Origin of the sequence: Staphylococcus lugdunensis (assembly GCF_002901705.1) — a bacterium.
GTDB lineage: Bacteria > Bacillota > Bacilli > Staphylococcales > Staphylococcaceae > Staphylococcus > Staphylococcus lugdunensis.
In genome coordinates this window covers 173,380-186,172 of record NZ_PPPV01000012.1, presented here as the reverse complement: position 1 = coordinate 186,172, position 12,793 = coordinate 173,380, and the positions used below count along the sequence as shown (strand labels likewise).

The 12,793-nt window shown below is 32.5% G+C and carries 9 protein-coding genes; 1 reads left to right on the top strand and 8 read right to left on the bottom strand.

Going from position 1 to position 12,793, the window contains the following annotated elements; all coding sequences use genetic code 11:
* Window positions 1-158: 158 nt before the first annotated feature.
* The 8 genes from gap to CD041_RS01580 all read right to left on the bottom strand — a co-directional run bounded on the left by gap (window position 159) and on the right by CD041_RS01580 (window position 11,006).
* The gene (gene gap, locus CD041_RS01615) at window positions 159-1,160 is read right to left on the bottom strand and encodes a type I glyceraldehyde-3-phosphate dehydrogenase (RefSeq protein ID WP_002458885.1); all 1,002 of its coding nucleotides are present in this window, start codon (window positions 1,158-1,160) and stop codon (window positions 159-161) included.
* A gap of 146 nt (window positions 1,161-1,306) precedes the next feature.
* Window positions 1,307-1,912 (bottom strand): dephospho-CoA kinase, encoded by a 606-nt coding sequence (gene coaE, locus CD041_RS01610; protein WP_002478055.1) that lies wholly within the window; start codon window positions 1,910-1,912, stop codon window positions 1,307-1,309.
* 15 nt (window positions 1,913-1,927) lie between these two features.
* Window positions 1,928-2,800 carry a bifunctional DNA-formamidopyrimidine glycosylase/DNA-(apurinic or apyrimidinic site) lyase gene (mutM, locus tag CD041_RS01605; protein ID WP_070648413.1) on the bottom strand — a complete coding sequence of 291 codons (873 nt, stop codon included), beginning with the start codon at window positions 2,798-2,800 and terminating at the stop codon, window positions 1,928-1,930.
* A 16-nt stretch (window positions 2,801-2,816) separates the two neighbouring features.
* Window positions 2,817-5,450 carry a DNA polymerase I gene (polA, locus tag CD041_RS01600; RefSeq protein WP_070648412.1) on the bottom strand — a complete coding sequence of 878 codons (2,634 nt, stop codon included), beginning with the start codon at window positions 5,448-5,450 and terminating at the stop codon, window positions 2,817-2,819.
* 498 nt (window positions 5,451-5,948) lie between these two features.
* Window positions 5,949-7,658: a two-component system histidine kinase PnpS gene (pnpS, locus tag CD041_RS01595; protein WP_070648411.1), complete on the bottom strand. Its 1,710-nt coding sequence runs from the start codon at window positions 7,656-7,658 to the stop codon at window positions 5,949-5,951.
* Window positions 7,658-8,368, bottom strand: a complete 711-nt coding sequence (locus CD041_RS01590) for a response regulator transcription factor (RefSeq protein ID WP_002478052.1) — start codon at window positions 8,366-8,368, stop codon at window positions 7,658-7,660. The genes pnpS and CD041_RS01590 overlap by 1 nt, the downstream gene beginning before the upstream one ends.
* A 203-nt stretch (window positions 8,369-8,571) precedes the next feature.
* The gene (gene icd / locus CD041_RS01585; RefSeq protein WP_002478051.1) at window positions 8,572-9,840 is read right to left on the bottom strand and encodes an NADP-dependent isocitrate dehydrogenase; all 1,269 of its coding nucleotides are present in this window, start codon (window positions 9,838-9,840) and stop codon (window positions 8,572-8,574) included.
* 47 nt (window positions 9,841-9,887) lie between these two features.
* Window positions 9,888-11,006 carry a citrate synthase gene (locus CD041_RS01580; RefSeq protein ID WP_002458878.1) on the bottom strand — a complete coding sequence of 373 codons (1,119 nt, stop codon included), beginning with the start codon at window positions 11,004-11,006 and terminating at the stop codon, window positions 9,888-9,890.
* A 346-nt stretch (window positions 11,007-11,352) separates the two neighbouring features.
* Here CD041_RS01580 and CD041_RS01575 point away from each other — a divergent pair, with 346 nt between their 5' ends.
* A complete protein-coding gene (locus CD041_RS01575) occupies window positions 11,353-12,711 on the top strand; it encodes an amino acid permease (protein ID WP_002458877.1) in 1,359 nt (452 codons plus the stop codon).
* Window positions 12,712-12,793 lie beyond the last annotated feature (82 nt).

The following is a 12,793-nucleotide window of genomic DNA, read 5'->3' as shown; positions in this document are numbered from 1 at the left end:
CTGCTTTCAATATAGTTATATCTTAGTCTTTGATATCAATATTGTAAACCTTAAACATTCTTAAGTTTACAATATACTTGTTCTATTTCTGTTAAGACTTAAAATATAAAACGAGGTAAGTTTCCAACTTACCTCGTATTGATGCAGTAATAAATTGTTTATTTAATTAGTTCTCCAAGTTGATTTGCTACCTCAACTACTCTATTAGAATATCCCCATTCGTTATCATACCAGGCTATAACTTTAACCTTATTGTCTCCCATGACCATTGTATTTTTAGCATCTATAACTGCTGAATGAGGATTTGTATTATAGTCCTTAGAAACTAGAGGGGCCTCTTCAACATCAATAATTCCTTGTAAGTTTGCATCTCTAAATGCATGATTAACTTCATCTACTGTCACTTTTTGTTTTAAATCAACGACTAAATCAACTAATGATACATTTTGAGTTGGCACACGAAGTGCTATGCCGTGTAGTTTGCCATTCAATTCTGGCATAACTTCTTTTAATGCTTTAGCAGCACCTGTTGATGTTGGTATAATACTTTCCCCACAAGAACGCGCTCTTCTCAAATCTTTATGCGGATTATCTATATTATTTTGATCATTTGTAATTGCATGTACCGTTGTCATTAAGCCATTTTCAATGCCAAAACTATCATTTAAAACTTTTGCAACTGGTCCGATACAATTCGTAGTACACGACGCATTACTAAATATGTCATATGTATCTGTATCTAAGTCTTGATCGTTAACACCTTTAACCACCATCTGTACTTTTCCGCCTTTTGATGGTCCTGTCAATAACACTTTTTTAGCTCCTGCTTGAATATGTGCCTTAGCTTTATCACCATGGTTAAATTTACCGGTCGCTTCAATGACGATATCTATTTCTAAATCTTTCCAGGGTAAATTTTCTGGGTTTCTATCAGACACTAATTTAATATCATGGCCTTCCACTCGAATTCCACTTTCAATAGGTTCTACTCTTTTATCGTATCTCCCATGTGTTGTGTCATAATTAATTAAATGTGCAATTGTTTCAGGAGGATAGCTAGCATTGATGGCAACTACATTCAATGCCTCATTCTTTAGTGCTATTCTTAGCACCATTCTTCCAATTCTACCCATTCCATTAATTGCAATATTCGTTGACATTAAAAGCACCCCTTATATTCTTTATGTTATACTTTATGCAATTAGTATAACATAATTTATCTTCATTGGAAGCGTTTACTTTTAGTTTTTAGAAATTTTTTATATAAAAAACCTTTTACAAATGTATGTAAAAGGTTCCTCTATATTTATTCTTGATTTATATATCCTTGATCAGTCAAAATGCGTTCTACGTTTTGTTTTAATTCTAATTTATCCCCCAAATTATCTATTACTATATCAGCCATTCTACTTTTTTTATCAATAGAAATTTGACTATATACGCGTGCTTTGGCTTCTTCCAAACTTAAATTATTTCTTTCCATTAACCGGTCAATCTGAATACTTTCTGAAGTATATACTAACCAAACTTCATCTACCGTATCTTCTAATTCATTTTCAAAAAGTAACGGAATGTCCATCACCACATTATAACCTTGATTAAGGTAGTGTGATTTTTCTTTATCCATTAGTTGATGCACGATAGGATGTACAATTTCATTTAATTCTGTTCTTTTATCAGGGTGATTAAACACGAGTTGACCCATATATTGACGATTCATTTCACCATCATCATTAATGGCTTCGTTCCCAAATGTTTGGCGGATTTGCTCCAATCCAGCAGAACCTTTTTTAACTGCTTCTCGAGCTGCAATATCTGCATCTACGACTTTAAATCCATAGGCTGTAAGTAATTCTGATACTGTTGATTTACCAGTGGCTATCCCACCTGTTAGTCCTATTACTTTTGGCATAAACTCACTCTTTCATTATTTTTGACAAACCGGACAAAAATGACTATTACGTGTAGCAATCACTTGCTGTTCTATTTTATGTCCACATTTTTTACATTGCTGTTGTTTATATACATTTAAGCGTAACTGCATCGTGCCTGTCTTACCATCTGCATGACGATAATCCGAGATACTCGTTCCGCCATACTCAATACCCTCATTCAAAACGGCTTGAACTTCTAAAAAAAGATTTTGTCTTGCTTGCTGATTTAAGCTTTGCACTTCAGTGGCGGGATGTATTGCAGCTCTATATAATGCCTCACAAGCATAGATATTCCCACAACCTGCAATAACTTTATGATCAAGGATTAATTGTTTAATAGGTTTGTGCTGTACTTTAGGTTGGTTTAAATAAGTCAAATAATGATCTAATGCGCTTTCGTCAAAAGGTTCGGGCGCCATATTTTTGAACGATGCGTAATTATTTAGTGCTTGTACATTTCTAATTTCACCAAAACGTCGAATATCTGAATAAACAAGTAATTTACCATTACTTAAATGAAAAATAACATGCCAATGTTTTCTATAGTTTGGAGCATATATCTCATCTAAATGATTTACGATAAAAAAACCACCTGCCATTCCTAAATGACTAATCAATACACGGCACTCCTGATTCTTTTCAATATAAATATTAATGTATTTACTGCGTCGCTCTACTTTATATATTTTATAACCCTCTGTAAACTGCCTAAAACCATCAAGATTAATCCCTTTAATGATTGTTTCTTTCCCGTCTGACTTGCCGTCAATGACTTTTGAAGAAAATGTTACTGATTTTATAATCGTGTTAATTATAAAAGGTTTAATACCTCTTTTAACATGTTCAACTTCTGGTAATTCTGGCATACTTTATTTCCTCTTTCTATTTAGCATCATACCATGTAGCTCCATAGCTAGAATCTACAAGCAATGGGACAGCAAGTGTTAATGCATTATCCATAATTTCTTCAACAAATTCACTAAAATCTTGTACCTCAGACTTTGGAACTTCAAATATTAATTCATCATGCACTTGAAGTAATAATTTGGCATGATAGTTTGTTTCTCTTACATTTTTGTCAAATTGAACCATTGCCAATTTAATAATATCTGCAGCACTACCTTGAATAGGCGTATTCATGGCTGTTCTTTCAGCAAAACTTCTTAAATTAAAGTTGCGACTCGTAATATCTGGAATATAACGGCGTCGATGTAATAATGTTTCAACATAACCATTGGCTTTTGCATCTTTAACAATATCGGTCATATATTGTTTAACACCTGGAAAACTAGCCAAATAATCATCAATAAAAGCTTTTGCTTTTTTACGTGTAATACCTAAATTTTGGCTAAGACCATAATCACTTATACCATAAACAATACCAAAATTAACCGCTTTTGCTTGTCTACGCATTAAATCATTAACTTGATCTTTTTCAACTCCAAACACTTTCATAGCAGTAGCAGCATGAATGTCGTCTCCATGTATAAAAGCTTCTTTTAAACTTTCATCTTGAGTCATATGTGCTAATACACGAAGTTCAATTTGAGAATAATCCGCAGATAAAATAACATAATCATCTGACGTTGGTTTAAAGGCTTTACGAATTTTACGACCTTCCTCAAGACGAATCGGTATATTTTGTAAATTCGGATCAATTGATGAAAGACGTCCAGTTTGCGCTAATGTCTGATTAAAACGCGTATGGATACGTTGATCGTCACTTATGACTTTTTGCAAGCCTTCTACATATGTTGATTGTAATTTTGACAACTGTCGATACTCAAGAATGTAATCAATAATAGGATGTTTACCTTGTAACTGTTCAAGTACATCAACCGCAGTAGAATAACCCGTCTTTGTTTTTTTAATAATAGGTAATTTTAATGTTTCAAATAAAACAATGCCCAATTGTTTAGGTGAATTAATATTAAATGATTCACCTACTGCTTCATATATTTCTGAAACAAGATTATCCAATTTTTCTTGAAGCTCGTTTTGCATTTCCTTAAGATCATTTACGTCTGTATAAATACCTGTTTCTTCCATGTCAGCAAGTATTCTCGCTAATGGCAACTCTAAATTATTCAACAAGTCCATTTGATTATGGTCTGACAGAATGTCTGACATTAATGGTTTACAATTATAAATAGCTTGCATAATGGCAGCGATATGCACTTCCAACACATCATCTAGTGGAACTTGTCGTTTTTTCCCTTTACCATATACAGCAATATCACTTTTGACAAAATTTTGATTATAATAACTTACTACGGATTGAACATCTTCTATAGTACGAGATGGATCAATAATATAACTTGCTAACATAACATCAAAATCAATATGCTGCAGATTAATCTCTAAACGATGTGCAGCAACATAAGTCTTTTTAGCATCAAAAACAATTTTATTATTATGATCATTTTCTAACCACTCAATGAGTTCAGTATATTGATGGATATCCTCAGCCGAAATAACGATATATTGATTTTGTGCATATAATCCAAACTTTAAAATTTTATCCTTTAAATAATTACTACCATCAATTTCAAAATGTATGATTGCATTATCTAGCTTTTTAAAATTTATATTATCAAAATGATGGATCACTTCAAAATTGTGTTCAGTCTCACTGTTATTTTCACTAGCACTACTGTCTATATCATTAAGTAATTGTTTAAATTCTAATTTTTGGAAAAGCTCAATTTTATCTTTATTATCATTTAAATCGCCCATAATTGTATCTTTAAGATTCACTTTTATAGGGCTGTCACAATTAATTGTAGCTAAATCTTTACTCATAAACGCATCGGCTTTACTATTCTCAAGGTTTTCCTTAAGTTTTTTTCCAGAAACTTCATCAAGATGATTATACACACCTTCAACAGAATGAAACTGGTTAAGTAACTTAATTGCCGTTTTTTCTCCAACACCAGCTACTCCAGGTATATTATCAGAAGTATCTCCCATAAGACCTTTCATATCAATAATTTGTTTTGGTAACAATCCATTATATTTTTCAGCAATGAATTCTGGTGTGTAATGATCTACATCAGTAACCCCTTTTTTCGTGTAATAAATTGTTACATGGTCCGTTGCTAATTGTGTTAAATCACGATCTCCTGTAATAATAATCGTTTCTAACCCTGACGCTTTAGCTTGTTTGCTCAACGTACCAATAATATCATCAGCCTCATAATTTTCTAATTCATAATACTTAATATGATATGCATCTAATAACTGTCGAATATATGGGAATTGTTCACTTAATTCTGGAGGCGTACTTTGTCTCCCACCTTTATATTCACTATATTTTTCGTGTCTGAAAGTCGTCTTACCTGCATCAAATGCTACTAAAAAATGATTAGGTTGCTCTTCTTTCAATATTTTCTCTAGTAACATAGCAAAGCCATATATTGCATTTGTATGAATACCAGCCTTATTCGACAGCAAAGGCAAAGCGTAAAATGCCCTGAAACTCAAACTATTTCCATCAATTAAAACTAATTTATCCACAATCAAACCTCCAGACCATATTTACCTATATTCTAGCATATAAAGAAGCACTTAACGAGCATGGCGAGTTTTATAGTTCCACTGTCTTTGGGCTAGTGGAACTTATGCATTTGCTCTGCAAAGGCGTTCCATTTTCTCCATGAGCTTCAGCTCAGGTATTCCTTTATTGCACTTAACGAGCATGGCGAGTTTTATAGGGAGCGGGACAGAATTCATAATGAATTCGTAGTCACGCCCCGGCAAGGTTGACTAGGATTGAAATAAAGCTTGGTATCAGGGTATTTTCAATCCAGTCACCTACTGCCAATATTTAGTTCATATCCTAGAACATAATGATGTCCCAGATTCTTATGCATTTGCTCTGCAAAGGCGTTCCATTTTCTTTTAACTACCTTTAGTTCTCCCTTCATTTGAAAATTGAAATACGCAAAAAACTGACGACAAGTTCTAAGTTTTGTCGTCAGTTTAAAATAATATCTATTGAATGTATGAATAATTTTATACTTCGTTATTACTATAATTATCTGTAAAAGTTACTTTGAATGTTGATCCTTTATTCGGTTCACTCTTGACACTAATAACACCATGGTGTGCTTCAACAATATGCTTCGTAATTGATAAACCTAAGCCTGTACCACCTGAATCTCGACTTCTTGCTTTATCAACACGGTAAAAGCGTTCGAAAATATGCTTTTGTTCTTCTTTACTAATACCAATACCAAAATCTTGTATTTCTAAATATACTTTTGATTGTTGACGATAAACTCGCACAATAACTCGATTATTCTCCAAAGAATAGTTAATAGCATTTGATAGCAAGTTCGTAATGACTTGTGCAATTTTATTTTTATTCGCTTTGAAAATAATATCTGGGCTAATTTCATCTATAATTTCGATATTTTTGTCTTTCGCCTGATTTTGTAAGTTATCTACAGTATTGTGTGCAAGTTCCGATAAATTGACATACGCTGTCTGTAATTCACGTTGCTGTTCTATATGTGACAAATCTAATAAATCCATAACTAAAGACTCGATTCGATTAGATTCTTTTAAAATAATATTTAAAAACATATCTAAAGATGCCACGTCATCTTTTGCACCTTCTATCAATGTTTCAGCAAAACCTTTAATAGAAGTGATTGGAGTCTTAAGCTCATGTGATACATTAGCAACAAATTCTCGTCTTAAATTTTCCAATTTCTTTAAGTTAGTTATATCATGTAAAACAACTACCATACCTTGCAAATGTTTTTTAGATTTTGACAGAATTGGCACGCAAGAAACATCAAAATATTTATGATGTACATTATTGATATTAACTTCAACTTGATTATACATGCTTTTTTCGGTTTTAAATGCTTCTAGAATCAGTTGTTTTATCTTATCATCAATAAAATCATTATAATCCTTGTTTTCAACCTTTTCTTCTAAACCAAAAACTTCATAATATGAATGATTGGCTACAACAATTTCACCATACTTATCAATCATTAATACAGAACTTGGTATATTTTCTAATGTAGTTTTTAAACGGTTTGATTGAATTTTTTGTTTATTATTTAATTTTTGTAAACGGCGTGCAAGTTCATTTGTTGTAACAAACAACGCCTTTGTTTCTTTGACGTTACTTTCAGGTACTCGAACATGATAATATCCATCAGCGAGTAACGAGGTCGCATATGTAACTTCGTTAATCGGTCTAATATATGTACGTTTAATACTTCTAACTGCTAAATAAATTGCGATAAGTACAACAACACCAATTAACGCTATATATTTCCAAAGCTCTTTCTGTAAATTAACCATCTCATCGTCTATTCCACTAATGTATATAGCCTCATTGCTAAATTTATTTTTAAAAGTATAGTGGTATCCGTCATCAGCGCGGTCATAAATAATATTAGATGGATTAGCTGCATTATCAATTGCAGGGTTAATATCATAATGGCTTTTTGTTTCAAATATAATTTTATTTCCCTCTGTTATTTTGACAGAAATGTTTTCATTTTTTGCGATATTTTTAATTTCTTCAGTTTTACCTTGTTCTTCTAATTTTGAATAGTTTTCAGTTTTCTTAGTTAAATCAGCAACTTTTTTGTCCGTGAGCGTCTGATATATTGAATGATGCATAATAGCGCCTAATCCGATAAAACTTATTATTGTTATTGTACATAATAGTAAGAGTAACCGTTGATGAAATTTAAGCATTAAGCTTTAGGACGCTCCAATTTATAACCTAAACCTCTAACCGTCTTAATCAATTTTGGTTGTTTAGGATTTTCTTCTAATTTATCTCTTAAATGACTAATATGTACATCCACAATTCTAGAATCACCAGCAAATTCATAATTCCAAACTGAATTAAGCATGTGTTCTCTAGTAATAACTCTTCCTTGTCGTTCAATAAGGTAGAGTAAAAGTTCAAATTCTTTAGGTGTCAGTTCTAATAATTCATCATCTTTATAAACTTCAAAAAATTCTGGACGAATGCGTATATTTTCAATTAAAATATCTTCTTCGTTTGCTGCATCATTTGCAGCTTCATTAACAAACTGAGAACGTCTTAAAATTGCTTTAACCCTTGCAACTACTTCTCTAGGTGAAAACGGTTTTGTCATATAATCATCAGCGCCTAATTCCAAGCCTAAAACACGATCGAATTCATCATCTTTAGCTGTTAACATTAAAATAGGAACTAAGTTTTTGTCTGAACGAATCGTCTTACATACTTCAATTCCATCTTTTTTAGGTAACATAACATCCAGTACAATTAAATCTGGTTGTACTTTTTCTACCTTTTCTAGTGCTTCTTCACCGTCATATGCGACTTCGACGATATATCCTGCCGTTTCTAAGTTGTATTTTAGTAATGTTACGATTGATTGCTCGTCATCTACCACTAAAATTTTTTGTGACATGATGTGCCTCCTATATTGTAATTGCATTTTCACATTCATTATAACTGAAGTTTAAAAAAAAATAACATATCAAACATTAACTTTACATAATTTTTACATTAATTTAAATATAACCTAATATTAAGAGATTATGTACCCATTTAAAAGATAAAATCGAAATCCATTTTATAAATGAATTTCGATTCATATCTACAAACCAAGTCTTATTTTAAATTTTTAATTAATTCATCAGCAAATTCAGAAGTTGAAACTTCTGTTGCACCATCCATTAAGCGAGCAAAATCATATGTTACTATTTTTGAAGCGATAGTTGACTCAATGGCATCTGTAATTTTATCAGCTGCTTCTTGCCAGCCAAGATGTTCTAACATTAAGACAGAACTTAATAATTCAGATGATGGATTAACTTTATTTAATCCTGCATATTTAGGGGCAGTACCATGTGTAGCCTCAAATATAGCATGTCCAGTTTCATAGTTGATATTAGCACCTGGTGCAATACCAATACCACCAACTTGTGCTGCTAAGGCGTCTGAAATATAATCTCCATTTAAATTCATAGTAGCAACAACATCATGCTCTGCAGGACGCGTTAATATTTGTTGTAAGAAAATATCCGCAATAGAATCTTTAATGATAATCTTACCTTGTTGTTCAGCTCTTTCTTGAGCTTTATTGGCAGCCTCTTTACCATCATTTTCTACAATCTCATCATATTGCTGCCAAGTAAATACTTTATCAGCAAATTCATTATGCGCTAAATCATAACCCCATTGTTTAAATGAACCTTCAGTAAATTTCATAATATTACCTTTATGAACTAATGTGACAGATTTACGACCATTATCAATGGCATATTGTATAGCGGCTCTGACCAAACGCTCAGTACCTTCTTTTGATACAGGTTTAATACCAATTCCAGATGTTTCAGGAAATCTAATGTTCGATGCACCCATTTCATTTTGTAAGAAATCAATCACTTTCTTAACTTCTTCAGTACCTTCTTTAAATTCGATTCCAGCGTATATATCTTCTGTGTTTTCTCTAAAAATCACCATATCTACATCTTGTGGTCGTTTTACTGGAGATGGTACACCTTTAAACCAACGAACTGGGCGGAGACATGTAAATAAATCAAGTTGTTGACGTAAAGCTACATTAAGTGAACGAATACCTCCACCAATTGGTGTTGTTAATGGTCCTTTAACAGCTATTAAATATTCTTCTATCGTTTTTAAAGTTTCGCTAGGTAGCCATTCTCCTGTTTCGTCATAAGCCTTTTGCCCAGCTAATACTTCTTTCCACACAATTTGTTTTTCACCGTTATAAGCTTTCTCAACTGCGGCATCAATCACGCGGCTAGCTGCTTTCCATATATCTGGTCCAATACCATCCCCAATAATAAATGGAATAATAGGTTCATTTGGAACTTGTAACCCATCTTGTGTTTTAACAATTTTTTCTGCTGACATAATTTGAACCTCCATTATAAAAATTCACATTAGTAATTAATTAACTGCTATCTTTCTTCAATAGGGATATATTTTCGATCTTTCTCACCAATATATTTAGCTCGCGGTCTCATAATACGATTATCTCTATATTGTTCTAAAATATGGGCTGTCCATCCAGCTGTACGGCTGACAGCAAATATTGGCGTAAATAAATCATGTGGGATATCCATACTATGATAAACAGTAGCACTAAAGAAATCGACATTAGGAATAAGCCCTTTTTCTTCCTTCATTCGTTTTTCAATAGCAATTGAAATATCATATAATTCACTTCTTCCAGTTTCTGAAGTGATTTTTCGGCTCATTTCTCTGAGATATTTCGCACGTGGGTCGCCTTCTTTATATACACGATGGCCAAATCCCATTATTTTTTCCTTATTTGCAAATTTTTCATCTAAATAATCGTCAACCTGGTCTACAGACTTTACTTCAGATAACATGTTCATTACTCGTTCGTTCGCTCCACCATGCAAAGGCCCTTTTAAAGAACCAACGGCTGCTACAATACCAGAGTACATATCTGATAAAGAAGAAACTGCACAGCGAGCTGTAAATGCAGATGCATTTAATTCGTGATCCGCATGTAAAACTAACGCTTTATTAAACGCCTCAACTTCAATATCTGTAGGTAACTCTCCTCGTAGCATATATAAAAAATTCCCCGCATAATTTAATTCTGCTTTCGGTTTAAGCGGTTCTTTACCGTCTCTTACTCGAGCGAATGCTGTCACTAATGATGCTACTTTTGCTTGAATACGTATAGATCTTTCAAGAATTTTTTCTTCACTTTCTCCTTCAGCATTCGGATCAAAATGTGCAATGTATGAAACTGATGTACGTAAAGCTGTCATAGGATGAACATTATCAGTTACATATTCCTCAAAATGTTTATAAACTCGAGGATTTAATGTCATATAATAGTTTAATTTCTTCTTTAAATCTGCCAATTCCTCTTCAGTTGGTAAACGATAATTTTTTAATAAAAAGACGATTTCTTCAAATTCAGCATTTTCTGCTAAATCATCAATATCGTATCCTGCATAAGTTAATTGACTTCCAATAATTGAGCTGATTTTTGTTTCAGCTGCAATAACCCCTTCTAAACCCTTTTTTAATTCTGCCATATGAAATTCCCCTTTTCTTTTCTTTTATAATGGCTTTCAACTAATATTATAGCTAATCAATTTTCATTTGTGAACGCTTATTCTTTATACATGTAAACGTGTAAAGATAATAGTTAACAAACTATTAATACTCTTATACCCCAAAATCAGCGCTGTTATAACAATTCTATACAAATTTATGTTGTTCATTAGTCTGATTTTATTGAATATTTCAATTTTTTATTATATTTGATAACAATTTGTTAACACGATTTTAAGGAAAATTTTATAAAATTTATGAAAAATAATTGTCGAATGAAGTTTATAAGTGCATAATAATAATATCTAAATGTAAGGGAGTTGTCTTATGGAGGATAAATTACAAAGAGAATTGAGTAACCGTCACGTGCAATTAATCGCCATTGGTGGTGCAATTGGTACTGGATTATTCTTAGGTGCCGGACAAACGATTGCAATGACAGGTCCATCCATCTTATTAACGTACATCCTCATTGGATTTATGTTATTCATGTTTATGAGAGGCTTAGGGGAAATTATTATTCAAAATACTGAATTTAAGTCTTTTGCTGATGTAACTAATAAATATATTGGACCTTTCGCTGGTTTCGTGACTGGTTGGACTTATTGGTTCTGTTGGATTATTACGGGGATGGCTGAAGTAACTGCGGTAGCAAAATACGTAAGTTTTTGGTTTCCGCAAATTCCAAACTGGGTCAGTGCACTTTTCTGTGTACTCATATTAATGACGTTCAATCTTTTGAGTGCAAGATTATTTGGTGAATTAGAATTTTGGTTTGCCATTATTAAAATTGCAACAATTGTCGGGTTAATTGTCGTTGGTCTAGTGATGATACTTATGGCTTACAAAACGCAATTTGGATCTGCTAGTTTTGCTAACTTATATCAAAACGGTATTTTTCCGAAAGGTGCATCTGGATTCTTTATGTCATTCCAAATGGCATTGTTCTCTTTCGTAGGTATCGAAATGATTGGTGTTACAGCCGGTGAAACAAAAGATCCACAAAAAACTATACCTAAAGCAATCAACTCTGTACCATTACGTATTTTAGTCTTTTACGTCGGTGCATTAGCAGTTATTATGTCAATTATACCTTGGGATAAAGTTAGTCCTGACGATAGTCCATTTGTTAGACTATTCGCGTTAATCGGTATACCATTCGCTGCAGGACTCATTAATTTTGTTGTTCTAACAGCTGCTGCGTCATCTTGTAATAGTGGTATTTTCTCAAATAGTCGTATGTTATTTGGACTTGCCGATCAACAACAAGCACCACCTATTTTTAGAAGTACTAATAAACAAGGTGTGCCACATATTGCTATTATTGGTTCATCTGTATTTTTATTAGTTGCAGCACTATTGAACTATATTTTCCCAGATGCAACTTTAGTATTCACGTATGTTACGACTATTTCAACTGTATTATTTCTTGTAGTTTGGGGACTTATTCTCTGGGCATATATTAATTATAGTAGAAGAAATCCAGAGCTACATAAACAGTCGACATATAAATTACCAGGCGGCAAATACATGGGATATATCATTCTATTGTTCTTTGTTTTTGTTTTTGCATTGCTATTTGTAAATGTTGAAACAAGAAGAGCGATTTACTTTACGCCCGTTTGGTTTATTATTTTAGGACTTATGTATTATAGATATAAACAAATGGCGAAGAAAACTAAATAATAACCAAATATAAAGATTTGTAAATAAGTTATTTAACATTTAAAAACAACTTAAATGTTAATTTGCAGCTAGGATTCGGTTA